Raw genomic sequence first — 23,921 nt, 5'->3', positions numbered from 1 at the left:
CACGATCCAGCCGCCGACGGGGGATGGAAAATCAGAGGACCAGAGCCGAGAAGTTGAGCGGAGGAGGATCGTGACCACGGACGGCGCCCGAACCGGGCAAGCCGGCGAACCGGGACAGCTCAAGCGAGGCCACGGCTCCCCGTACCTCGCTTCCTGATCGTCGAACCTGGCCTGGGCGGCTCATCCGGACGGTGAGAAGCACCTCTCGTCCTGGCCAGGCTGTTACTCAGGTCCCGCAGCTCGACTCGGAGTCCGACGTCCGAGGTCCGGCGTCCGCGTCCGGAGCTCGAGACCGCGAGCCAGCACGCATCGAGGACCGCTGGCCGAGCGGACCTTACTGCTGATCGTGCACCGGCGCTCCACTTCCGCGAGACCGACCAGGCCCGATGGTGGACGACTCCTCCCCAGTTCGTCCGCCAGCCCACGGACAGCTCCGACCTGCATCAGCAGCCGGTCAACGGCGGCGTAGACCTGACCGGAATCCCCGAACCCTTTCCGCCACCAACTGCCGAAGGTGGACCATGACAATCCTCGACGACAGCACCGCGCCCGGCTTCGTCGGGCCGCCGAGCTCCCACGGTCCGCGTCGTGACCCGGCTCCGCTCCTGCCCGACCCCGAGCCGGTCCGGGTCCTCGGCACGGAGGCGGTGGGGAAGGTCGACACCGATCTGCTGCGCGTCCTGTACCACCGTCTGGTGCTGGGACGGCGCTTCAACCAGCAGGCCACGACCCTGGCCAGGCAGGGCCGCCTCGCCGTGTACCCGGCGTCCACCGGCCAGGAGGCATGCCAGATCGCCGCGGCCATGGTGCTGCGGGAGTCGGACTGGCTGTTCCCCAGCTACCGCGACACGCTGGCGGTGGTGTCGAGGGGCGTGCGCCCGGTGGACGCGCTGACGCTGATGCGCGGGAACGCGCACAGCGGCTACGATCCGCGGGAGCACCGGATCGCGCCGCTGTCGACTCCGCTGGCCACCCAGGCCTGCCATGCGGTGGGCCTGGCCCACGCCGCTCGCCTGCGCGCGGCCTCGGATCCGTGGGCGGCGGAGGACGTCGTGGCGCTTGCCCTGATCGGCGACGGCGGCACCAGCGAGGGCGACTTCCACGAGGCGCTGAACTTCGCCGGGGTGCTGAACGCGCCAGTGGTGTTCCTGGTACAGAACAACGGCTATGCGATTTCGGTGCCGCTGGCCCAGCAGTCCGCGGCGCCGACGCTGGCACACAAGGCGGTGGGCCATGGGATCATCGGTCGTTTGGTGGACGGCAACGACGCGCCCGCGGTGCACGGTGTGCTGCGCGCGGCGGTCGAGCACGCGCGGTCGGGTCGCGGCCCGGTGCTGGTCGAGGCGGTCACCTACCGGCTGGAGGCGCACACCAACGCCGACGACGCGACCCGCTACCGCACCTCGGAGGAGGTCGCCGCCTGGCAGGCCCGCGATCCGCTGACGCTGCTGGAGCGGCAGCTACGCAAGGCCGGTCTCCTCGACGACGCCGGCGTCGCCGCAGTCGCGCGGGCCGCCGAGGAACTCGCCGCCGAGATGCGCGCCCAGTTCGATCGTGTGCCTGATCTCGATCCGGGCTCACTGTTCACGCACGTCTATGCCCAGCCGACCAGCCAGCTTCGTGAGCAGGCCGCCGAGCTGATGGCCTGGCAGGCCGCGGACGCAGCCAAGAGCGACGACGCACGATGAGCGCCGCGACCATGGTGCGGGCCCTCAACGCCGCGCTGCGCGACTCGCTGCGCGAGGACGCGCGCGTCCACATCCTCGGCGAGGACGTTGGCACTCTCGGCGGCGTCTTCCGAGTCACCGACGGCTTGGCTGCCGAATTCGGCGCGCAACGCTGCCTGGACACCCCCCTGGCCGAGGCAGGCATCCTCGGTACCGCCGTGGGCATGGCCATGTACGGCCTGCGGCCCGTCGTGGAGCTGCAGTTCGACGCCTTCGCCTACCCCGCGTTCGAGCAGCTCGCGTCGCATGTGGCCAAGATGCGTAACCGCACGGCCGGGAAGACCACGCTGCCGATCACCATCCGCATCCCGTACGGCGGCGGCGTCGGCGGCGTCGAGCACCACAGCGACTCCAGCGAGGCCTACTACGCGCACACCCCCGGCCTGCACGTCGTCACCCCCGCCACCGTCGCCGACGGCTACGGGCTGCTCCGCTCGGCGATTGCCTCGGACGACCCGGTGGTGTTCCTGGAGCCCAAGCGGCTCTACTGGTCCACGGACGAGCGGTCCACGGACGACTTCTCTGCGGCCGAGGTGCCGCCGATCGGCCGGGCGGTGGTCCGCCGGACCGGTACCTCGGCGACCCTCCTGACCTACGGCCCCTCGCTCCCCGTGTGCCTCCAGGCGGCGGCGGCCGCGCGCTCGGAGGGCTGGGACCTGGCGGTGGTCGACCTGCGCTCGCTGGTCCCCTTCGACGACGAGACGGTCTGCGAGGCGGTCCGCGCCACCGGGCGCGCCGTTGTGGTCCACGAGGCCGCGGGTTTCGGCGGGGTCGGTGCGGAGATCGCTGCCCGCGTCAGCGAGCGGTGCTTCCACCACCTTGCCGCCCCCGTCCTGCGGGTCACCGGCTTCGACATCCCTTACCCGCCCCCCATGCTCGAACATCACTACCTTCCCAGCGTCGACCGCATCCTCGACGCCGTCGCCCGACTCCAGTGGGAGCAGTGACACCGTGGCCGCGGTACGCGAATTCCCCCTCCCCGACCTCGGCGAGGGCCTGACCTCCGCCGAGGTCGTCCGCTGGCTTGTCGGCGTCGGGGACGTCATCACCGTCGACCAACCCGTAGCCGAGGTCGAGACCGCCAAAGCCGTCGTCGAGGTGCCCTGCCCCTACGCCGGCGTCGTCACCTCCCTCGCGGGCCTGGCCGGTACCAGTGTCCCGGTCGGCACACCACTGATCACCGTGGCCGTCAGCGAGCCGGCAGCAGGGCGAACGGGTTCCGGGAACATCCTCGTCGGTTACGGCACCAGCACGGAACCCCCCCGAACCCGCCGCCGACGACGCGTCGGCGCTCCCGAAGCGCCCCCCGTACCGGCGCTCACCCCGACTCCCGGACCGGCGACGCCACTCGGGCCTTCCGCCCAGACCGTGGTCAAGGTCGTCTCGCCCCTCGTTCGCCGCTTCGCCCGCGAGAACTCCGTCGATCTCCGAAAACTCGTCGGCACCGGCCCGGACGGGCTGATTCTGCGCAAGGACGTGGAGAGTGCCATCGCCCCGCGTTCCGCTCCGTCGCGCCCGGCGGAGACCGACTCGACCGTCGTCCCGCTGGACCCGCTGGCGCGGCGCGCGGCGGAGACGTTCGCGCGCAGCAGGCGCGAGGTGCCGGACGCCACCTGCTGGGTCGACACGGATGCCACCGCGCTGCTCGCCGCCAAGGACACCCTCAACGACACCCGCAACGCTGGGGGCGCCGAGCCCAGAATCGGTCTCCTGGCGATCCTGGCCCGCATCTGCGTCGCCGCCCTGGTCCGCTTTCCCGCACTCAACTCCGCCGTCGTCACCGACGCGGACGGCCGCGCGACCGGCGTGCGCCACCACGCCGCCGTCCACCTGGGATTCGCCGCCCAGACCCCGCGCGGCCTGGTCGTGCCCGTGGTGCACCACGCTCAGGGCCTGACCACCGCTCGACTGGCCGCCGAGATCGCCCGGTTGACCGCCGCCGCCCGCGCGGGCACGCTCACTCCCGCCGAGTTGACCGGCGGCACGTTCACGCTCAACAACTACGGCGTCTTCGGTGTCGACGGCTCCACGCCCATCATCCACCACCCCGAGGCCGCGATGATCGGCATCGGCCGGATCGTCCCCAGGCCCTGGGCGGTGGACGGCGAACTGGCGGTCCGCAGGATCGTGCAGCTTTCGTTCACCTTTGACCACCGAGTCTGCGACGGCGCCACCGCCGGGTCCTTTCTGCGCTTCGTCGCCGACGCGGTCGAAGACCCCACGGTGCTGCTGCGCCACCTCTGACCACCGCACCTCTGAGCACCGCCTTACCAGCAGGCGATGACCGTTGCCCGCCCCGGTCCTAGGAGGTCTGTCTTGCCTGCTTACCCCCCCCGCTACACCTACCTCGGCCCCGAGGGGACCTTCACCGAGGCCGCGCTGCGGACGCTGCCGGATGCGCGGACGCATGAGCTGTTCCCCTCCCTCTCCGTGGCGGAGGCGTTGGACGCGGTGCGCAACGGGGACGCGTCCGGCGCGCTGGTACCGATCGAGAACTCCGTCGAGGGGGCAGTTACCGCCACGCTGGACGAGCTCGCGACCGGCAGGCCGCTGATGATCTGCCGCGAGGTGCTGCTACCGATCAGCTTCGCGCTGCTCGTGCGGCCGGGAACCACGCTGGAGGACGTCAAGACCGTCACCGGCCACCCGGTCGCCCGGGCCCAGGTACGCCGCTGGCTCGCGGCTCACCTGCCGTACGCGGAGTGGGAATCGGCCGCGTCCAACGCCGAGGGGGCCCGGCTGGTGCGGGAGGGGCGCTTCGACTGCGCCTTCGCCGGGGAGTTCACCGCACGGCGCTACCGACTGGAGGCCCTCGTGACCGACATCCACGACGTCCCCGACGCCACCACCCGTTTCGTCCTGCTCGGCCGTCCAGGCCGCGCCACCGCGCCGACCAACACGGACAAGACGTCCATCGTGGTGTGGCCGGCCGCGGACGAGCCGGGCGCGCTGCTGGAACTCCTGCAGGAATGGGCCGTTCGCGGGGCCAACCTGATGCGGATCGAGTCCCGGCCGACCGGCGAGGGCCTGGGCCGGTACTGCTTCTCGATCGACGCGGAAGGGCACATCAGCGACCGCCGGGTGCGCGAGGCCCTGATGGGGCTGCACCGGATCTGCCGGAAGATCCGTTTCCTGGGGTCTTACCCCCGCGCCGACGAGGCCGCCCCGTCCGTACCCCCAAGCATGACGGATCACGAGTTCGTCAGGGCCGCCGACTGGCTCGCTCGCTGCCTGGACGGCCGTGGTGAGGACTGGGAGGCGTGCGGATCTGGGCGGCGTGCGTGCCTGGGCGGCGTGCGAACTGGGCGGCGTGCGGACGCGATCCGGCGGCCATTGTTCGGTGCGCCTGATGAAGCGGTGCCATAGCCCTTTCGTGGTGATGTCGTAAACGTGTCATTATCTTGCGCTGGCGACGCCATATCTGATTGTTGCTGGTGATGGTGCTCTACGGTGTTCTTTTCCCCATTCGGGTCTGTTCCGTGGAGACGTGCGACACAGACCCCCGGTGGCCTGCTCGGAATCAGGAGTAATAGGTACATGGGCCCATGTGTCTTTGGCGTGTTGACGCGTCAATCTGGTGAAGTTGTTCAGCCCGATTTCCAGGCCCGCGCTCCGCGCCCCAGGACGGGGTGGGGGAGCGTCTGATGGCCCTGCTCGACGTGGTCACGAAGGCCGGTCCCGAGCGGACATACGCTCGTCCACTGACCTCGGGTGACCGGGCCTACCTCGCCTTCAGCCGGCTCAATCCCGGGGAGTTCCAGGACGTCGGTGCGCTGCTGTTCGTCGACGGCCCTCCGCTGGAGCTGGCGGACCTGCGTGCGCACGTCGCCGAGCGGCTGCGCGACCCCCGGGCACGGATGCTTACCGACCGTCTCGAGACTGTCGCGGTCCGGTTCTCCGGTCGCCGCTCGACGGCGAACGAGACCCTCTGGGTCCGCGGTCCGGGCCTGAACGTCGACGACCACGTTGTCGCCATGGACCTACCGTCCGCCGACGGTGTTGGCGGTGTTGGCGGTGTGGGCGGGGGCGACGGTGGTGCCGGCGATGCGCGGCTGCGTGCCGCCGTCGACCGCATTGCCGCCCAGCCGATCGACCTCAGCCGGTCGCCGTGGATGCTCTACCTGCTGCGCGCCCCGGGGTCGTCCGGCACGGTGCTGGTGTATCGGACCAGCCACATCCAGCAGGACGGCTTCGCGCTCTACCAGGCGCTGCACCTGCTCTTCGGGGGGGAGGACGAACTCGACCTCGGTCTGCCTCCCGCTGTCCGCCGGCCGCGGCCCTCGGACTATGCGGGTTTCGTCGGCCGGGGGCTGCGTTGCCTGGCGCCCACCCGCGCCCTCGACGCCTGGGGCGGGCCGCCGGCCGGGCCGGCGCGACATTCCTGGGTCACCACCGATCTGGGCACGCTGCGAGCGGTGGCCCGCCACCACGATGTCACGGTCAACGACGTCTATCTCGCCGCGCTCGCCGGGGCGCTGCGGACGTGGTCCCTTCCCGAATGGCGCCGGGACCGTCAGCCCATCCACGCGCTGATGCCCATCAGTTTCCGGACCGCCGCCGAACGGAACGTGCTGTCGAACTATTCCTCGGGCGTGCGTGTCCCGCTTCCCTGCGGGGAGCCGGACCCCGGCCGGCGACTGGCGTGGATCGCCGCGGAGACCCGTCGCATGAAGAAGGGCGGGCTGGGGGTGGTGGAACGTCACCACTTCTCCACCCTGGCGACGATCGCCTCGCCCCGCATGCTCGCGGGCGCCGCCGCTTACCCGGCCCAGATCCGGAAGATGGCCCTGGTGGCGAGCAACGTCCGGACGATGCGCGGGCCGCTGGCTGTCGCGGGACGCGCGGTGACCGGGCTGGTCGGCACGGGCCAACTACTCGTCGGACGTCAGCATCTGGCCGTCGCCATGCTTGGCATCGACGAGCGGGTCGGTCTCACGTTCGTGGCCAGTGCCAGCGTGCCGAACCACGCCCGGTTGGGGCAGCTGTGGCTGGCGGAACTCGACGTGCTCAGCCGGCTGGTGCCCTCACGCCGGCGTGAGCGTGCCTGACGGACCGGTCCTGACCTTCCGGCCTTCGTCGCTGGCCGAGGCTGTCGAAGCGCTGGAGCGCACCATCGAGGGTTCGCTCATGGCTGGCGCAGCGACAGCACGCCGGGCGCGTTGAGATCGAACCGTGTCCCGAAGCCACGGCTGATCCTGGTGAGAACCCCCCGTAGCCACCCGGCGTCTTCGGGTGCGGCGCGCCACAACCGCATCCGCCGTGTCTGCAGGGGCACCATCCGCAGGCCGGTCAGCGTCGCGCCGGGCGGATCGACGGAGACCCCGGCGGAGACGAAGTACGCCAGCCGCAGATCGTCCCGGTACATTTCGTAGCCGGTAATGCCCTCGTAGTCGTTGATGAAGTCGCCACAGCCGTACAGGACAAGCCGGTCCCGGTACACCTCGACGGGACGCGGATGGTGCGACGAATGCCCGTGCACGACGTCGACACCGCCATCGATGAGCCGGCGGGCGAAGCGGATCTGGTCGTCGTCTACGTCATAGCCCCAGTTGGATCCCCAGTGGACGGAGGCGACGACGAGGTCACCGGGGCGCTTCGCCCGCCGGACGCGGGCGGTCACCTCCTCGGCGGTGGCGTCCGACAGTTCGGGGATGACGTCGATGCCGGCCCGGCCCGGGGCCGCGGCCCACGTCCGTGGAATGCCGCTGGAGGACAGGCCGAACGAGGAGACCAGGACCCGCCGGCCCCCGCCGAGCGGGACCATGGCCGGTTTGCACGCCTCGTCCGCGTCGCGTCCGGCTCCCACCGCTCTCAGCCCGGCCGTGAACAACGCGTCGAGGGTCTCGACGAGCCCGCGGTGGCCGAAATCCAGCAGGTGGTTGTTCGCCAGCACGCACACATCGGGCCGGCCGGCGGCCAGACAGGGAAGGTTGTCCGGACTCATCCGATAATGAACCTCCTTTCCGGCGGCGAAGTCATCGCACCGGGTGATGCTGTTTTCCAGGTTCACCACCCGAACATCGGCCCGGACCTCATCCAGCACGGGCAGCGCGTCACCCCAGGGCCAGGAGAATTCGACCGGACGAGGAATCGGGCCGTTCACCGCCTCCGCCAGCTCGACATAGGCGCGGGCATCCTGGACATATCCCTCGGAAAGCCTCGGATCGCCCGGATGCGGCAGAATCTGGTCGACACCGCGACCTAGCATCACGTCGCCGCAGAGGAACAGCGTCACCACGCCATCGTGCACGGTTCCAGCCTAGGCCACCGGCCCCCGGCCACCGGCCCGGATTCCGCCGGTTCGCCAAATTGACACCCCCCAGGGCAGGGCGGAACCTGTAGGCCGCGAGCGGAACCCCCCGAGGGGGTGGCCTCATGCACGGAGTAAGGAGCAACGCCTTCGCCGAGACTCATAACGGCGATCCGTGTCTCCCTCCGTGGCAGGGCCCTGACTCATACCGATTGCCGTGCGCCAGCTACCCGGAAGCGGTCCGCGCGAGCGGCGCACACGCCCCGCGTGCGGTGCCCGGCCCGGCCCGGGCGCCACCACGGGACGCTTGGCCACACGTATCAGGTTGGACGCCTTTCGGTGCCCCTCAAGCAGCGAAGAAAAAGGAACCAGCAATGAGAAGGATCGCCGCAGCCATAAGCGCCGTCCTGCTCCTCACCCTCAGCTTGGTCTTCACCGAGGCGGGGGTTTCTCGGGCGGCTCCACCGGTCACACCCGTGCTCATGCACATCCGCTTCGCCCACGCGGCCAGCGCCCGGGTGGACATCGTCACCTTCGTCTTCCGGCCGTCAGCGCCGAAAGATGTCAGAGCCGAGTACGTGCCGAGATCGGGGCTGATCCAGGACGGATCCGGTAATCGAGTCTTTGTGCTGGGCCGATCCTTCGTGAAGGTCACCTTCCACAATTCCGCCGCGCACAACATCGAAGGTCGACCCGCCGCTCCAAGGAACCTCTTCCCTCTCGGCCGGACAACGAATGTCGTCCACGTGAAGCAGGGCGGCGACTTCGAGGGTGTGGTGACCTACTACCTCGGGCTGTGTGGACGCAGGCCAGCACCGCCGGCGCATCCGACCGTGAGCAGCGTGGGCCGCGACGTCATCCTGAGCATCCCAACGCGGTAGCGGTAACACGCCACAGCGCCCTGCCCCGTTGCGCGATCGACGCTTTGGTGTTCGTGGCGTTGATGAACGCGAGGTAGGAGGTCCGTCTGCCTCGACGCTTCCCCGATCGACGCCACATTGTGGGCGTTACCCGATTCTGATCGATGGGCCAGGCGGGCCGGTGGATGAACGTCCAGGACAGATCCGGTACAAAAAATCCGGTACAAAATGGACAACACCGGCCCACCAGGCCATCGGGATCAAAATATCCCGGGAGCCCAGGCTAGCAGTTGACGAACTCCGGTTGCTGGTTGAGGACCTGGCTCTCCGGGGAGACGAAGCGGCGGTACTGCTCGCCGCTCGTGGCCTGGGGGCGGAAAGCGGCCAGCCGATGGCAGTTCTGGAAGGCCAGCGCCACGCCGAAGTGCCGTTCCAGAGCCGCGCGTATCGAGGTGCTGGCCATCGCCCGCAACAGCTGGCCCTGCTCGGCGTCGTCCGCGGGCGGGGTCTGGTTGTCGGCGAAGTCGCGGGTTGCGGTGGGCAGCTCGCCGGCGAGCCGCTCGACCAGGCCGTAGGCGTAGGGCAGGGAAGTGCGGATGCAGGCGAGGAAGTCGGCCTCGTCGACGTGACCTTGTTCGGCCTGCTCCAACAGGTCGGGCGACACCGTCAGGGACATGGATACCTCCTGGGCTGGTGGCAGCGACAACGATCACCACTGTCTTGGATGTAACAACCGTTGTCAATACCAACAGTAATACTCCGTATGCAGATCGATTGCGCCGCGACGGGGCGCCCCGACACCCCGCCGGATCTGCCATGCGATGCGACGCGTCCGCCTCCATGCACCCGGCGCACGCCCCGGTGGACGGTACAGGACGTCCGACCCGACAAAGCACCTGGTCGATCATGTGGACGGTTGGACGGTTGGACGGTTGGACGGTTGGACGGTTGGACGGTTGGACGGTTGGACGGACGGTTGGACGGGTGGACGGGTGGACGGACGGTTGGACGGGTGGACGGACGGTTGGACGGGTGGACGGACGGGTGGACGGGTGGACGGGTGGGTGGACGGGTAGGCGGCGGGGAGGCTCGCCCCGCGTCATCGCCGACCGCTCGAACTCGAACTTGTAACGGTTTCCATTAGCGACTACCTTTGCGGCAATGAATCCCGGTCCTGCTAGCAGGTCCGGTCGGGTAACAAGCAGGGAGATCGTGGTGGATGGTGCACGGCTGGTCACGGTGCGGCGCTGGCGGGTGCGGCCCGGGCGGGTGCCGCGCGGCCTGGGGGTAGTGGCCGCCGGCGTGGCGATGGTCGTGGCCGCGTGTGGGACGTCCTCGTCGGGGAACACCGGGACCGGCGCCACCGGCGGCAAGAAGATCACCGTGGTGGCGGCCGAGAACTTCTGGGGCAGCATCGCCGCCCAGCTGGGGGGCGACCGGGTGGCGGTCACCAGCATCATCGACAATCCCGACGCCGACCCGCATGACTATGAGCCGACCCCCGCCGACGGCCGGGCGATCGCCGGTGCGCGGCTGTTCATCGACAACGGCGTCGGCTACGACCCGTGGGCGGGCAAGCTGGCGGCGGCCAACCCGGCGACCGGGCGGGTGACGCTGACCGTCGGCGACCTGGTCGGCGCGAAGGACGGCGACAACCCGCATCGCTGGTACAACCCGGATGACGTCGCGAAAGTGATCGACCAGGTCACCGCCGACTACAAGAAGATCGACCCCGTCGACTCGGGCTACTTCGATCAGCAGCGGGCATCCTTCACCGCCACGACCCTCAAGCCGTACACCGATCTCATCGCGACAATCAAGAAGAAGTATGCCGGGACGCCGGTCGGGGCCTCGGAGAGCATCTTCGCGATGCTGTCCCCAGCGCTCGGGCTGAACCTGCTGACCCCGCCGGCCTTCCTGCGTGCGATCTCGGAGGGCAGCGATCCGACTGTCGCGGACAAGAGCACCAGCGACAGCCAGATCAAGACCGGGAAGATCAAAATCTACGTCTACAACAGCCAGAACGCCACCCCGGACGTGCGGCGGCAGATCGAGGAGGCGAAGGCGGCCCACATCCCGGTGACCACCATCACCGAGACGCTCGTCCCGGCCGGAGCGTCGTTCCAGGACTGGCAGGTCGCCCAGTTGGAAGCCCTGCGCGGGTCGCTGGCGCAGGCAACCGGAAAGTAAGCGGAAGGTGACGAGAATGGCGGCGGTGGCGCACCCTCGAACCGACGGCGCGAGCGCCGAGGTTGACGCGGCGGTGGCGCCGGTCAGCGCCGGCAGGCCGGCCGCGCCGGCGGTGATGTTCGAGGGTGCGGCGGTTCGTCTCGGTGGGCGGATGGTGTGGAGCGGGGTGAACGTCGAGGCCGGCGCGGGGGAGTTCGTCGCGATCCTCGGTCCCAACGGCGTCGGTAAGTCCACCCTGCTCAAGGCGGCCCTTGGCCTGCTGCCGCTGGCCGCGGGGCGGGTGGTGGTGCTGGGCCGGCATCCCGGGCGGGCCCGCACCGAGGTCGGTTATCTGCCGCAGCGACGGAGCTTCGACCCGTCGGTACGGATCCGGGGGCTTGACATCGTCCGCCTCGGTCTCGACGGCCACCGGTGGGGTCTGCCGCTGCCCGGCGGAGATCGCGCCCGGACCGCGCGGCGGCGCGTCGCCGAACTCGTCGAGCAGGTCGGCGCCACCGGCTACGCCCACCAGCCGATCGGCCGGCTGTCCGGTGGGGAGCAGCAGCGGCTTCTGATCGCCCAGGCGCTCGCCCGCCGGCCCCGGCTGCTGCTTCTCGACGAACCGTTGGACAGCCTGGACCCGCCCAACGCCGCCTCGGTCGCGACCCTCATCCGCACCATCTGCCAGACGGCGGGGGTGACCGTGCTGATGGTCGCCCACGACGTCAACCCAATCCTGTCCAGCCTCGACCGGGTCATCTACCTCGCCGGCGGCGGCGCGGTCTCGGGCCCTCCCGCCGAGGTCATCACCAGTGCGACGTTAAGCCGGCTCTACCAGGCCCCCATCGAGGTGCTGACCACCTCCGACGGGCGCCTCGTCGTCGTCGGCCAGCCCGAGCCGCCCGCCGTACACGCCGACCGTCACGACGGGACCGGCCACCTGTGATCACTGCAGCGGTGGTCGCGACCGACGCGGGCCTGTCGTGGGACCTGGTCCGCGACGTTCGGCAGATGTTCGCCTACCCGTTCATGGTGAACGCGTTCCGGGCCGGAACCATCGTCGCGCTGACCGCCGGGGCAACCGGATGGTTCATGGTCCTACGCCGCCAGGCCTTCGCCGGCCACACCCTCGCCGTGGCCGGTTTCCCGGGCGCGGCCGGGGCGATCTGGCTCGGCTTGGGCGCGACCTACGGCTACTTCGCCTTCTGCCTCACCGCGGCGCTGATCATCGCGGCCATCCCCGGGGCGGGCGGGGCAGCCGCCGGGCGGGCCGCGGAGTCGGCCACCATCGGTACCGTCCAGGCGTTCGCGCTGGCCTGCGGATTCCTGTTCGTCAGCCTGTACAAGGGATTCCTCGGCGGGGTCAACACGCTGCTGTTCGGCAGCTTCCTGGGAATCACCGACGACATGGTCCTCACGCTGACCGCCGTCGCCGTGGCGGTCCTGGCAGTGCTGGCGCTCATCGGGCGGCCGCTGCTGTTCGCCTCGCTCGATCCAGCCGTGGCTGCCGCCGCCGGAGTGCCGGTGCGGGGTCTGTCGGTGGCTTTCCTGATCATGCTCGGGAGCACCGCCGCGGAGGTCAGCCAGATCACCGGAACCCTCCTCGTCTTCACCCTGCTGGTCATCCCGGCCGCGACCGCACAGGTCCTCACCACCCGACCGGCCCTCAGCCTCACGCTCACCGTGCTGCTAGGCCTGCTGGTCACCTGGGCCGGGCTGACCGTGGCCTACTACTCGCCCTATCCGATCGGCTTTTTCATCACCAGCTTCTCCTTCGGCCTGTACCTCCTCGCCCGTCTCGCCGTCGGCGCGCACGACCTGCTCGGCCGGGCCGCCCGCGTCCCCCGGATGACCGGAGCAGCAGCATGACCGCGGCCACGGCGGACACGGGACTGACCGCGATGTTCGAGCACCCGTTCATGCAGAATGCGTTCATCGCCGGAACGGGGATTGCCATGGCGGCCGGACTCGTCGGCTACTTCCTCGTCCTGCGGGCCCAGGTCTTCACCGCCGACGCGTTGTCCCATGTGGCGTTCACCGGCGCACTCGCCGCCCTGGCCACCGGGATCGACGCCCGAGTCGGCCTGTTCGCCGCCACCGTCGCCGTCGGATGCGCCCTCGGCGCCCTCGGCGCCCTCGGCCCCCGCGGCCACGCCGATGACGTCGTCATCGGCAGCGTGTTCGCCTGGGTCCTCGGCCTCGGGGTGCTCTTCCTCACCCTTTACACCACCCACCGCAACACCGGCAACGGCACCGCCGGTGTCACCGTCCTGTTCGGCTCGATCTTCGGCCTGGACGCCTCCCACGCCTGGGAGGCTGCCATACTCGCCGTAATCCTCTGTCTCGCCACCATCGCGATCGGGCGTCCCCTGCTGTTCGCCAGCCTGGACGGCGCGGTCGCGGCCGCCCGAGGTGTCCCCGTCCGCCTCCTCGGCGTCGGTTTCCTCGGCCTCGTCGGGGCGACCGCAGCCGATGCCACCCAGGCCGTCGGTGCCCTGCTGCTCCTCGGTATGCTCGCCGCACCCGCCGGCACCGCCCACCGGCTCACCGCCCACCCTTACCACGGAATGATGATCTCCACCGCGGTGGCGGTCGCGGTGACCTGGGTCGGGCTGACCACCAGCTACCTCGCCCCGCGGATCCCCCCGAGCTTCGCCATCCTTGCCACCGCCACCGCCACCTACACCGTCACGCTGATCGTCACCCGACTGGTCGCGGACTCGGGCTTGGCGCGGCCGGTGCGGCATCTGTCCGCGGATGCGCCTCGTTCGGCCTGATCGAACCCACCGGCGCCACCAGCGCGGTCGCGCGCAATCCCGGGAGGCGCCAGGTCAGAGCCCGAGCAGCCGGCCGCAGATCGACTCGACCGCGCCCGGCACGCCCGGGTTGTGCCGCAGGTGCGGGGTGCGGGCCGTGTCGTTGACGACGGCGACCGCGGCGTGCACCCGGATCCGGGCGGCGGTGGGGTCGAGCTCGGGGTGCACGAGCCGGAGCAGGTGAACCCATTCGGTGAGGTAGTCGTGCTGGGCCCGACGGGCGGCGTGGCGTTCGTCCTCCGGCAGATGCTCGACTTCGGTGATCAGCAGCCCGATCAGGTCGTGGTGGGCCTGGGTGAACCGGATGTAGGAGCCGACCAGTCGGCGCAGGGCGTCGGCGGCGCCGTTCGAAGTCCGATAGATCGCGCTGACGTCCATCAACAGGGCGGCCGTGCTGCGCTGGAACGCGGTGCGCAGCATGTCCAGCTTGCTCGGGAAGTGGTGGTAGACGCTGGGGCCGGTGATGCCGACGGCGTTGCCGACGTCCTCGATGCCGACGCCGGCGTAGCCGTGGGTGGCGAACATCCGCACCGCCTGGGTGAGCAGCGCCTCGCGGCGGGAGGCCAGCCGCAACGGCGGTCCGGCCGGTGGTGGCGGTCCGGCCGGTGGTGGCGGCGATGCGGCGCAGGTGCCGGGCAGCGGGGTGTCCAGCACGAGGTCGGTGAGCTCGGCGAGCAGGTCGTCGTAGGCGGGCCGGGGCAGGTCCAGGTGGTGGAAGGACGGGCTCATCAGCACGGCCAGCATCGCCCAGGTGAGCAGGTCCGCGGTGGGGGCGTCGAGCTCGGGGCGGGCGGCGCGCACCCGGCCGGTGAGGCGGCGTCCGATCTCGCGGACCTCGGCGCGCAGCAGGGCATGGTCGTCAGGGGTCAGATGGCGGGCTTCGCGCTGCCAGAGCACGCCGATATGGCGTTCGTCGAGGCAGCGAGCGGCGAGCCGGGCCGACGCCGTGGCGTGGTCGGCGCGGTCGGCGAGATCGAGATCATCGAGCAGGTGCCGCAGCGGGGCCAGGCCTGCGGCGATGACCTCGCGGAGCAGGTCCTGTTTACCGGAGAAGTGCCGGTACAGCGCGGACGGGCCGACCGCCACGGCTTCGGCGAGATCGGTCATGCCGATCTGGTCGTAGCCGCGGCGGGCGAACAGGTCCGAGGCGGCGCCAAGGATCAGCGCCCGCCGGTTACGCGGGCGGGTGCCGCGCGGCGGCGCAAGCGTGCGGTCCGGCAGAACAACCCCCTCGGTACAACCCCCTCGGTCTCCTCGGTGTGGATCAGCCTACCTTCTCGTAGAGGGTGACCACGGCGGCGCCGCCGAGGCCGATGTTATGCTGCAGCGCCACGGTCACGTCCTCGACTTGGCGCTTGTCGGCCTCGCCGCGCAGCTGCCACACCAGCTCCGCGCACTGCGCCAACCCGGTCGCGCCCAGCGGGTGCCCCTTGGACAGCAGCCCACCCGACGGATTGGTCACCACCCGGCCGCCGTAGGTGTTGTCGCCGTCGACGATGAACTTCTCCGCCGTGCCCTCCGGAGTCAGCCCCAGCGCCTCGTAGGTCATCAGCTCATTGGTGGTGAAGCAGTCGTGCAGCTCCACCACGCGCACATCGAGCGGGTCCACCCCGGCCACCTCGTACACCTGCCGCGCGGCGGCCGCGGTCATGTCGTAACCGACCAGGCGCATCAGGTCCCCGTCGAACGAGGACGGGGTATCCGTGGTCATCGCCTGCGCGGTGATCGCCACATCGGCGCGCAGGCCGTGGGCGCGCGCGAAGTCCTCGGAAACGACCACCGCGGCGGCCGCGCCACAGGTGGGCGGGCAGCACTGCAGCCGGGTCAGCCAACCGAGGATCCGCGGCGAGGCAAGAACCTCCTCCACGGTCACCGGATCAGTGAACACCGCATACGGGTTGTTGGCCGCGTGCCGGCGCGACTTCACCGAGATCCGCGCGAATACCGCCGGGTCCATCCCGTACTTCTCACAGTAGGCCGCACCCGCACCGGCGAAGTACCGCGGTGCGAACGGCACCCCCTCGACCTCGCCCTGCACCTTGGTGACCACCTCGTCGAACCGCTCGAAGGCGTTGGGCCGGTCGTCCCACTGCATCGTCAGCGCGCCGCGCCGCATCTGCTCGAACCCGAACGCCAGCACGCAGTCCGCCGCCCCGGAAGCCACCGCCTGCCGCGCCAGGAACAGCGCCGACGACCCACTAGAGCAGTTGTTGTTCACGTTCACCACCGGCGCCCCGGTCATCCCCACCCGGTACAGCGCCTTCTGCCCGCTCGTCGAGTCGCCGTACACATAGCCGGCGTACGTCTGCTGGACCGCCGCCAGGTCGATCCCGGCATCGGCCAACGCCGCCCTGACCGCCCCCTCGGCCAGCACGTCGTAGCTGTCGCTCCTGCTCGGCGTCGCGAACGGCACCATGCCGACGCCCGCCACCATCACCCGACCGCTCATCACCACTCCCTAGGCTAGCTGCTGTTCACTTAATACCGTGAGCACCACAGTAGCGCACGTCAGGGGGAGAGGTGTGGCGTAAGCATGCTTGCGAGGATTCACAAGGCGGAGCGATGCGGATGCGTCACGGCCTGCGGTCGAGCGAAGTTCCACGCCGGTCAGTGGTTGAGCGCCCACAGGCCGACCAGGTTCGCGAAGGTGAAGACCACCGCGATGACGACGGCGAGGATGAGCCGCCTGCGGCGCTCGCGGCGGCGCCAGGTGGCCCGCGCCCGCCGGTAGGCGTCGGGCGACACGGGCACGCCGCCGGCGAGAGCGTCCAGGGCGTCGTGCAGCCGTCGTTCGGTGTCGCTGAGCGGCCCGGTGTGATATATCATGTCTGGGACTCCATCGCGCGGGACAGCGCCGTCATTCCTCGCGCCACATGGGATTTCACTGCGCCGCAGGAAATCCCCATGACTGCGGCTATCTCGGATTCCTTCAGATCGAGCCAGTACCGCAGTACCAGGGCCTCCCGCTGGCGCGGCGACAGCCGCTGTAACGCGACGACTACAGCTCGCTGTTCGTGCCGCAGCAGCGCTTGCGTCTCCGCCGATTCTACCTGGTCTGATGGCCATCCCATGTTTTTTCGGACAACCTGGAGATGGCGCAGTCGCATTCGGGTGAGATTGCAGACTATGCTACGTAGATACGGCAGGGTGGCGGTCGAGTCCCGCAGTTTTCGCCAGCGCCGGTAGAGCTCGTAGAACGCCTGCGCGGCGATATCCTCCGGGTCGTCCGCGCCGAGGAGGGCGGCCAGTCGTACCAATGAGACGTAGTGGGTGTTGAAGAGCCGCGCGATGGCGGTCTCCCGATCAAGATCGTGAAGATTCACCTGGATCTTGTCGGCCGGCAGCAGAGTGGCGGCGTCGCCGGCAGTGACGGCTGCTGGATCTTTGGGAATGCCCTGCACCGCCCGCACCGTCCTCACCGCCATCCCGGCGCGTCCGGCCGGGGGAGTCGGTCCACCTGGGATGTCCGGCTGCTCCGGGCCACGCCGACGCGGTGAAGGACCGGGGTGAGCGCGGTGGCGACCGCCAGGTTCAGCCCGAGCGCGAGGAGCGCCGTGTACAGCGGCACGGACGCCCCGAACAGGTGCAGGTTCACCACCGCGGAGAATTCGCCGGAGGTTACCAGGCAGGTTCCCGCCGCCATTCCTACCGCCCATCCGGCAAGCAGCGCACCGCGATGCAGCCAGGTGGAGAACAGGCCGATCCCGACCGCCGGGAAGGTCTGGAGTATCCAGACCCCGCCCAGCAGCTGCAGATCGATGGCATCCTGGTCGCGCAGACCGAGCACGAAGGCGAATGCCCCGATCTTTGTCACCAGCGAGACACCGCGAGCCACCCGGACCTGATGCTTAGGGGTGGCCGTGGGGTGAAAATACTCGACGTATACGTTGCGGACGAAGAGCATGGCGACCGCCACCGACATCACCGCCGCGGGGACGAGCGCCGCGACAACGAGCGCGCCGAATACGACGCCGGTGACAACCGGTGGGGCCAGCTGCTGGACGAGCAGAGGGACAGCTGCTTCGGCCTGCCCGCGGGGTGTGCGTACCCCCGTGGCCAAGGCGGCAACGCCGAGCAGCCCGAAGAGTCCGAGCAGGCCCGTCCATGCGGGCAGGGTGACCGCCGAGCGGCGCAGGACGTCGGGGTCCTTCGCCGCAAATGCGGCGGTGAGCACGTGCGGGTACACCAGCAGGGCCATCGCCGAGCCGAGCACGAGGCTCGCGAACGAGGCGAACGTCGACGGCTCCAGCGTGAGCGACGGATCCGGCAAGCCGTCCGTGGCCATGTTCCGCCGTGCTGCGGCAAAGATCTCGCCGGGTCCGCCGAGCCTGGCTAGGACGAGTCCGACCACGGCGAAGACCGCCAAAAAGATCAGAATTCCTTTGGCGACCGAGACGAGTGCCGGAGCGCGGATGCCGCTGCGGTAGGTCGCGACGGCGAGCACCCCGAACACCGAGGCCAGCACCAGGTCGCCGGGCAGCCCAGGCGGGGTGAGGCCGCCGGCAACGAGCACCGCGCGGACGCCGACCAACTGCAGCGCGATGTACGGCGTGGTGGCCACGATTCCGGTCAGCGCCACGGCGAGCGCGAGCAGCGGCGACCGGTGGCGTTCCCGCACGTAGTCGCCCACCGTGACGTAATCATGGCGCCGAGCCGTCTCCGCCAGACGTGGGAGGAGCACGAAGGCCAGCGGATAGACGATGATCGTGTAGGGCAGCGCGAAGAAGCCGAGAGCGCCCACGCCGTAGACGAGGCCGGGCACCGCGGCGAAGGTATATGCGGTGTAGATCGCACCGCCGAGCAGGAACCAGGTCAGAACGCCACCGAACGGGCGCCCTGCGAGCGCCCACCCTTCCGGCGAGGGGAGCTCGTCCCGCCGATGGAACGCGCGCGCCCTTACCGATAGTAACGAAGTGCCTGCTATCGCGACGGTGAATCCCGCCACGGTCGTCCCGTCGGCCATCCGACACCTTCCGTTGCACGCGGCTTCCCGTACGGCGCGGCGAGGTCGCCGGTGGAAGCCCGCCCGGTCGTCCCCCGGTCCTTATTCCAGTTGCGCACCGAGCCGGCGCGGTTGACACGACATCATCCCGCAACAAGTCGTAAACCTGTAGCTCACCAAGTCGTAAACCGCGGAGGCGCGGCGAGCAACTCTCCCGGTGACACCATCGCGGCCTGCGTGACCACCCGGCCTGGGTACCTGGGCCGGCCGGTGGTCCACCAGGAAGATCAAAATGCAGGGAGATCAGGATGTGGCACGATGAGCAGGGCCGGGACACTCCGCTGGGTGTCCCGGCAAACTCCGCGGCAGGAATCCCGGCAGGGCCCGTGCCTGCAACAGACCGGCCGGCCGCCGGTCGTCCGGCCCGCGCGGCGGCACGTCGGCGGCAAACCGCCGCGGTCGCGTGTCTCGGGACACCGTTCGCAGCCCTGCTGGCGGTCCCGCTTTATGCGCATGATGAGCCACGGCTGGCCGGGGTGCCGTTCTTTTACTGGTATCAGCTTGCCTGGGTGCCCTTAAGCGCGCTGCTGACCGCCGCCGCTTGGCGGCTGGACAGCCGGGGGACGGCGCCGGAAGGCCTGCGGTGATCCAGGTCACCGACCGGGCCCGGGCCGCGCTCCGCGAGGGCGAGGTAGTTATTTTTGACTGGGCCCCGCTGGGGCTGTGCTGCGCCTGCACCGGTCAACTGTGGCTGCGCCCCGCGCCGCGGGCGCTTGTGCCGCGGCACCGGGGCTTCCGCCCGGTGGACGCGGATCCCGGTGGCAGCGCCGTAGCCCATCCACTCGCCTATCCGTTCCTCCTGGGCCGCGATGTCACAATCGACTGCCGCTCGCGGCTCGGCTTCCGGCGCTTCAGCACCGACCTGCCGCCCGATGTCGGGCTCGCTGACCTGCTCGGCCTGGCCGCTCTCGCCAAGGGACGCATCGTATGACTACCCATCTCGATACTGCCGGAACCGGTCTTCCGCCTGGCGGCGGTCGTGCGCCTGGCCATGGCCGGAGGACCGGCCGGCTCCGATCGATAGCCATCTGGACCACGGTGTCGGCGGTCGGCGCGATCAGCTGGGCTGTGCTCGCGATGTCCCGCCACGAGTCGATCTCTGCGGCGTGGATCCTGCTCGCCGGCCTGGGATCCTTCGCCATCGCCTACCGCTTCTACGCCCGGTTCATCGCAAACCGGGTGCTGCGGGTGGATGACAGCCGGGCGACGCCGGCCGAACGCCTCGACAACGGCGTCGACTACGAGCCGACCGACCGGCGGGTCCTGTTTGGCCACCACTTCGCTGCCATCGCCGGGGCCGGTCCGCTCGTCGGCCCGGTGCTCGCCGTACAGATGGGGTATCTGCCCGGGACGATCTGGATCATCGCCGGTGTTATTTTCGCCGGTGCCGTGCAGGACATGGTGACGTTGTTCTTCTCCATGCGGCGGGACGGCAAGAGCCTGGGCCAGATGGCGCGCGACGAGATCGGCCCGGTGGGCGGGACGGCGGCACTAGTCGCCGTCTTCGCCATAATGATCATTTTGCTGGCGGTGCTGGCGCTTGTCGTGGTGAACGCGCTCGCCGCCTCTGCATGGGGCACCTTCTCGATCGCGATGACCATCCCGATCGCCCTGTTCATGGGCATTTACCTGCGGGTGCTGCGACCCGGCCGGGTCGCTGAGGCCACCGCCGTCGGTGTCGCCGGACTGTTCGCGGCCCTTGTCGGCGGCCGCTGGATCCAGGACTCCGCCCTCGCCTCCGCCTTTACACTCAGCCCGAAGGCATTGGTCGCCTGCCTTGTCGGCTACGGCTTTGTCGCCTCGGTGCTGCCGGTGTGGCTCCTGCTCGCGCCCCGCGACTACCTCTCGACCTTTATGAAGGTCGGCACCATCGGGCTGCTCGCCATCGGCGTTCTCGTCGAATTTCCGGTACTTCAGGCGGACGCAGTCAGTACTTTCGCGACCAGGGGAAACGGGCCGGTGTTCGCCGGCAGCCTGTTCCCGTTCGTCTTCATCACCATCGCCTGCGGTGCCCTGTCCGGATTCCACTCCCTCATCGCGTCCGGCACCACGCCGAAGATGATTCAAAAGGAGTCCCAGGTCCGGTTCATCGGTTATGGGGCGATGCTGACCGAGTCCCTTGTCGCACTGATGGCGCTGATCGCGGCGGCGGTGCTCAGCCCGGGCCTCTACTACGCCATGAATGCGCCCGGTGGGGTCGTCGGCAAGACCGCGGCGTCGGCTGCGTCCGCGGTCACCGACCTCGGTTTCACCATCACCCCGGACGCCCTCGACTCCGCGGCCCGGGCCGTCGGTGAATCGACGCTGGTAGCCCGCACCGGAGGTGCACCGACGCTCGCTGTCGGCATGTCCAACATCCTTTCAGGCGCATTCGGGGGCGGCCGCCTCGCCGCCTTCTGGTACCACTTCGCGATCATGTTCGAGGCGCTGTTCATCCTGACCACTGTCGACGCCGGAACCCGGGTCGGCCGATTCATGTTGCAGGACATGCTCGGGAACGTATGGAAGCCAATCGGCCGGGTGAGCTGGTGGCCCGGGGTCTGGCTGAGCAGCGTGCTGGTGGTCGGCACCTGGGGCTACTTCCTCTGGACCGGGGCAACCGACCCGCTCGGCGGCATCAACCAGCTGTTCCCGCTGTTCGGGATGGCCAACCAGATGCTTGCCGCCATCGCATTGGCGGTCGTCACCACCCTGTTCGTCAAGAGTGGGCGAGCGCGGTGGGCCTGGGTGCCCGGCGTCCCGCTCGGCTGGGATGTCGCCGTCACCTTCACCGCGGCCTGGCAGAAGGTTTTCTCGGACGATCCCAAGCTCGGCTTCCTCGCCCAACGGCACCGCTATGCCGACGCGCTCGACGACGGCAGGGTTCTGGCGCCCGCGAGGAGTATCAGCGACATGCACAAAGTCGTCCAGAACTCGACCGTGGACGGGATCATAGCGATAGTGTTCGCTCTGCTAGTGCTCGTCGTGCTCGCCGATGCGGTACGGGTGTGCATACGGGCTGTCCGCACCCGGGCGCCGATAACCACCACCGAAGCGGACTATGTAGCCTCCCGTTTTGTCGCGTCCGGGGGATTGTTGGCGATCGCTGAAGAGCGCCAACTGCTCGCGGATGCGGTCCAGGCGGCCGGGGCCCCTCAGCCCGAGCCCGTCACACCGCCGCTGCGCCGCTGCGCCGCTGACAACATTCCGCGAAAATAGCGAGAGTTGAATCTGTTTGCGCCGGGACGAGCTGGCGACGGCCATCAGGCCGGAACCCGCTCGTCCCGGCGCGACCAATTGACGGGCCGGCGGCCGACGGGGCAATGGCCGTACGTTAAATGGCTCTTCGCGGTAGGCTGGAATGCGTGGTCACACGGCCACGGGCTTCGGTCAGGCTGTGTTCACGAGGTGTACTGATGGTCAATGTGTGGGGTTAGTGTTCCTGGTGATGGCTGTGGGTGTGTGATAGATCCTTTGCATGAGGCGTGCGACGGGTTGACGCCCGCGGAGCAGGTGGAACGGGAGCGGGTCCGGATGGCTGCGGCTGACCGGTTCGCGGCGGGAACGACCCGAACGGAGATGGCGCGGGAATTCAAGGTGACCCCGAAAACGGCGGGCTGCGGGTATCGCGCCTGGGAATCGAGAGGCGTAGCCGGCACGGCTGGTCGGTCAGATGCCGGCCCGTCGTGCGCTGGAACGCGACGACACCGCGGCGCGGGAGTGGGTCAAGTGGGAGTGGCCGGCGCTACAACCACGGCGGCGGCCCGGGATGCCCGGGTCTGTTTCCTCGACGAGACAGGGCAGGGCCTGAGGCCGCCACGGGGCGGACGTGGGCGCGGCGTGGGGTGACCCCCGGTGGTGCGGGTACCCGGTCGGGGTGGGCCCGGGCGGGTGAGTGTGGTCGGGATGGTCTGCTACCGGTCCGGCTACACCCCCCGACCTGAACCAGCCCGAGAGGGTATCTGGTCCCATCTGAAACGCGCAACCGCGCCGATCGGCTCCTTCGACGACAGCACCGAGGGTTTGTGCTGTCCATCGACAACCGCCGCCGCAGGTTGGCAACATCGAGCTCCCCGACCCGCTCACGTGCCCGGTCTCGCTCGGCCCGTGCCGCGCCCAACTCCGTCTCGTGACGCTCGGCCGCGTCCGCCACGGCCCGCCGCAGCCGTTCGTTCGTCGCGGCCAGCTTGTCGTTCACCGCCCGGGCCGCGACCTACTCGCCGGCCAGCTCCTCGGCTGCCGCGAGACGCGGCCCCATGACATCAGGGCTCCGTCAAAGTCTGTTTTGGCTGGTCAGGGCGATGATCTGGAGGACGAGCCCAGGGTCTCTGATGGTGGCTCGGCGGGCCTGTCTGATGTTCTTGTAGCCTGCCAGGCGTAGTGCGCTGATCGTGGTATCGCGGGCGATGGCCCAGTTCAGGGCGGCGTTCTTGGTGCGGATGGTGTGGCGGTCCTCGTCCATGGTCCGGTCGCGGACATGGTGAATGGCCTCGACCGTCCAGTGGCCACGAGCCCACCGGGCCAGCTGCGCGGGGCTGGCCTGGTCGGTGGACAGGCTCGTGACCAGGTAGAACTCCTCGGTCGAGGTCGCAGCCGGGCTGGTCGTGGTCTTCTTACGGCGGGTGGTCCGGGCCAGCTTGACCACCTGCCGGGTACCTCGGAACCCGACCAGGGACGGCGCGGAGGGGGTCAACGCCTTCAGCGCGCGTTCCTCGATCCGGCCGTGGGCCTTCTCCCGGGTCACGTGCTGGTTTCCGAACTCGTCCCACGGCAGCCCGGCCAGCTTCGCCCGCACGGTGGGCTGGTTGCCCTTGATCGAGAAAAGCCAGTGGCCGCCCTTCGCCCGGATCGCCCGGGCCAAGGGTTCGTGTGCGTGCAGGCAGTCGGTCGTGACCAGCGTGTTGTGGTCACACACCCGGTTGACCAGCGTCCGTACCGAGGCGATCTCGTCGCCGGCCACGACCCGTTGATGCCCGAGCGCGGTCCCGGTGTCGTGGCGGACGGCCTCGACGACCGCCTCCTGGCGCACCGACCCCTGTGGCGGGCGGGAACGGGCGCCCTTCATCACCTTCCCGTCAAAGGCCACCGCTACCAGGCCGCCCGGGTCCGCGGGCCCGG

The 23,921-nt window shown here is 69.7% G+C and carries 20 protein-coding genes and 3 pseudogenes; 13 read left to right on the top strand and 10 right to left on the bottom strand.

Annotated elements, in window-relative coordinates; all coding sequences use genetic code 11:
• Nucleotides 1–521 precede the first annotated feature (521 nt).
• From pdhA to BMG523DRAFT_RS16100, 5 genes are all read left to right on the top strand, one after another.
• Complete coding sequence (pdhA, locus tag BMG523DRAFT_RS16120; protein ID WP_035912136.1) at nt 522–1,688, top strand: pyruvate dehydrogenase (acetyl-transferring) E1 component subunit alpha; 1,167 nt, start codon at nt 522–524, stop codon at nt 1,686–1,688.
• On the top strand, nt 1,685–2,674 hold the full coding sequence (locus BMG523DRAFT_RS16115; RefSeq protein ID WP_011436897.1) for an alpha-ketoacid dehydrogenase subunit beta: 990 nt from the start codon (nt 1,685–1,687) through the stop codon (nt 2,672–2,674). The genes pdhA and BMG523DRAFT_RS16115 overlap by 4 nt, the downstream gene beginning before the upstream one ends.
• A 4-nt stretch (nt 2,675–2,678) precedes the next feature.
• The gene (locus BMG523DRAFT_RS16110; RefSeq protein ID WP_043591488.1) at nt 2,679–3,971 is read left to right on the top strand and encodes a dihydrolipoamide acetyltransferase family protein; all 1,293 of its coding nucleotides are present in this window, start codon (nt 2,679–2,681) and stop codon (nt 3,969–3,971) included.
• Between the two features lie 72 nt (nt 3,972–4,043).
• Nucleotides 4,044–5,093 (top strand): prephenate dehydratase, encoded by a 1,050-nt coding sequence (gene pheA, locus BMG523DRAFT_RS16105; protein ID WP_011436895.1) that lies wholly within the window; start codon nt 4,044–4,046, stop codon nt 5,091–5,093.
• Between the two features lie 278 nt (nt 5,094–5,371).
• Entirely contained in the window at nt 5,372–6,775 is a 1,404-nt protein-coding gene (locus BMG523DRAFT_RS16100) for a WS/DGAT domain-containing protein (RefSeq protein WP_043591495.1), read from the top strand.
• 77 nt (nt 6,776–6,852) lie between these two features.
• On the opposite strand, the gene BMG523DRAFT_RS16095 is transcribed toward BMG523DRAFT_RS16100, so the two are convergent.
• Nucleotides 6,853–7,977 carry a CapA family protein gene (locus BMG523DRAFT_RS16095; RefSeq protein ID WP_011436893.1) on the bottom strand — a complete coding sequence of 375 codons (1,125 nt, stop codon included), beginning with the start codon at nt 7,975–7,977 and terminating at the stop codon, nt 6,853–6,855.
• 374 nt (nt 7,978–8,351) lie between these two features.
• On the opposite strand from BMG523DRAFT_RS16095, the gene BMG523DRAFT_RS16090 reads away from it, so the two are divergent.
• A complete protein-coding gene (locus BMG523DRAFT_RS16090; protein ID WP_043591486.1) occupies nt 8,352–8,858 on the top strand; it encodes a hypothetical protein in 507 nt (168 codons plus the stop codon).
• 262 nt (nt 8,859–9,120) lie between these two features.
• Here BMG523DRAFT_RS16090 and BMG523DRAFT_RS16085 read toward each other — a convergent pair whose 3' ends face one another.
• Together BMG523DRAFT_RS16085 and BMG523DRAFT_RS27430 are read right to left on the bottom strand one after the other, a co-directional pair.
• Complete coding sequence (locus BMG523DRAFT_RS16085) at nt 9,121–9,513, bottom strand: SCO5389 family protein (protein WP_011436891.1); 393 nt, start codon at nt 9,511–9,513, stop codon at nt 9,121–9,123.
• A gap of 250 nt (nt 9,514–9,763) precedes the next feature.
• Nucleotides 9,764–9,940 (bottom strand): annotated as a pseudogene (locus BMG523DRAFT_RS27430) (PT domain-containing protein); the annotation flags it as partial.
• A 112-nt stretch (nt 9,941–10,052) separates the two neighbouring features.
• Between BMG523DRAFT_RS27430 and BMG523DRAFT_RS16080 the strand changes: the two are divergent.
• The 4 genes from BMG523DRAFT_RS16080 (at nt 10,053) to BMG523DRAFT_RS16065 (ending at nt 13,783) form a co-directional block, all read left to right on the top strand.
• The gene (locus BMG523DRAFT_RS16080) at nt 10,053–11,027 is read left to right on the top strand and encodes a metal ABC transporter solute-binding protein, Zn/Mn family (RefSeq protein WP_011436890.1); all 975 of its coding nucleotides are present in this window, start codon (nt 10,053–10,055) and stop codon (nt 11,025–11,027) included.
• Between the two features lie 115 nt (nt 11,028–11,142).
• Nucleotides 11,143–11,952, top strand: a complete 810-nt coding sequence (locus tag BMG523DRAFT_RS16075) for an ATP-binding cassette domain-containing protein (RefSeq protein WP_035734015.1) — start codon at nt 11,143–11,145, stop codon at nt 11,950–11,952.
• Entirely contained in the window at nt 11,949–12,875 is a 927-nt protein-coding gene (locus BMG523DRAFT_RS16070) for a metal ABC transporter permease (protein ID WP_011436888.1), read from the top strand. The genes BMG523DRAFT_RS16075 and BMG523DRAFT_RS16070 overlap by 4 nt, the downstream gene beginning before the upstream one ends.
• Nucleotides 12,872–13,783 (top strand): metal ABC transporter permease, encoded by a 912-nt coding sequence (locus tag BMG523DRAFT_RS16065; RefSeq protein ID WP_011436887.1) that lies wholly within the window; start codon nt 12,872–12,874, stop codon nt 13,781–13,783. Before BMG523DRAFT_RS16070 ends, BMG523DRAFT_RS16065 begins: the two co-directional genes overlap by 4 nt.
• Nucleotides 13,784–13,837: 54 nt before the next feature.
• Here the strand turns inward: BMG523DRAFT_RS16065 and BMG523DRAFT_RS16060 are convergent, their stop codons facing one another.
• The 5 genes and pseudogenes from BMG523DRAFT_RS16060 to BMG523DRAFT_RS16040 all read right to left on the bottom strand — a co-directional run bounded on the left by BMG523DRAFT_RS16060 (nt 13,838) and on the right by BMG523DRAFT_RS16040 (nt 18,785).
• A complete protein-coding gene (locus BMG523DRAFT_RS16060; RefSeq protein ID WP_255353886.1) occupies nt 13,838–14,983 on the bottom strand; it encodes a TetR/AcrR family transcriptional regulator in 1,146 nt (381 codons plus the stop codon).
• Between the two features lie 103 nt (nt 14,984–15,086).
• The gene (locus tag BMG523DRAFT_RS16055; RefSeq protein WP_011436885.1) at nt 15,087–16,271 is read right to left on the bottom strand and encodes a lipid-transfer protein; all 1,185 of its coding nucleotides are present in this window, start codon (nt 16,269–16,271) and stop codon (nt 15,087–15,089) included.
• A gap of 161 nt (nt 16,272–16,432) precedes the next feature.
• Nucleotides 16,433–16,648: pseudogene (locus tag BMG523DRAFT_RS16050) on the bottom strand (hypothetical protein); the annotation flags it as partial.
• Nucleotides 16,645–17,241, bottom strand: coding sequence for a sigma-70 family RNA polymerase sigma factor (locus BMG523DRAFT_RS16045; RefSeq protein WP_043591492.1), 597 nt, complete (start codon nt 17,239–17,241; stop codon nt 16,645–16,647). The gene BMG523DRAFT_RS16045 and the pseudogene BMG523DRAFT_RS16050, both read right to left, overlap by 4 nt.
• Nucleotides 17,238–18,785, bottom strand: coding sequence for a sodium:solute symporter (locus tag BMG523DRAFT_RS16040; RefSeq protein ID WP_011436882.1), 1,548 nt, complete (start codon nt 18,783–18,785; stop codon nt 17,238–17,240). The genes BMG523DRAFT_RS16045 and BMG523DRAFT_RS16040 overlap by 4 nt, the downstream gene beginning before the upstream one ends.
• 365 nt (nt 18,786–19,150) lie before the next feature.
• On the opposite strand from BMG523DRAFT_RS16040, the gene BMG523DRAFT_RS16035 reads away from it, so the two are divergent.
• From BMG523DRAFT_RS16035 to BMG523DRAFT_RS16025, 3 genes are read left to right on the top strand one after another with little or no spacing between them, the layout of a single operon-like run.
• Complete coding sequence (locus BMG523DRAFT_RS16035) at nt 19,151–19,411, top strand: DUF3311 domain-containing protein (protein WP_076807387.1); 261 nt, start codon at nt 19,151–19,153, stop codon at nt 19,409–19,411.
• Nucleotides 19,408–19,755, top strand: a complete 348-nt coding sequence (locus tag BMG523DRAFT_RS16030) for a hypothetical protein (protein WP_011436880.1) — start codon at nt 19,408–19,410, stop codon at nt 19,753–19,755. Before BMG523DRAFT_RS16035 ends, BMG523DRAFT_RS16030 begins: the two co-directional genes overlap by 4 nt.
• On the top strand, nt 19,752–22,022 hold the full coding sequence (locus tag BMG523DRAFT_RS16025) for a carbon starvation CstA family protein (protein WP_011436879.1): 2,271 nt from the start codon (nt 19,752–19,754) through the stop codon (nt 22,020–22,022). Before BMG523DRAFT_RS16030 ends, BMG523DRAFT_RS16025 begins: the two co-directional genes overlap by 4 nt.
• A gap of 767 nt (nt 22,023–22,789) precedes the next feature.
• Here the strand turns inward: BMG523DRAFT_RS16025 and BMG523DRAFT_RS26560 are convergent.
• Together BMG523DRAFT_RS26560 and BMG523DRAFT_RS16020 are read right to left on the bottom strand one after the other, a co-directional pair.
• A pseudogene (locus BMG523DRAFT_RS26560) lies at nt 22,790–23,061 on the bottom strand (IS66 family transposase); the annotation flags it as partial.
• A gap of 15 nt (nt 23,062–23,076) precedes the next feature.
• On the bottom strand, nt 23,077–23,921 hold an 845-nt coding region (locus BMG523DRAFT_RS16020), incomplete at its 5' end, for an ISAs1 family transposase (protein WP_043591484.1).

Source organism: Frankia sp. BMG5.23 (genome assembly GCF_000685765.2).
GTDB classification, from domain to species: Bacteria; Actinomycetota; Actinomycetes; order Frankiales; family Frankiaceae; genus Frankia; species Frankia casuarinae.
Note: the sequence above shows the minus strand (reverse complement) of the source record. Positions and strands in the feature narration are given on the sequence as shown.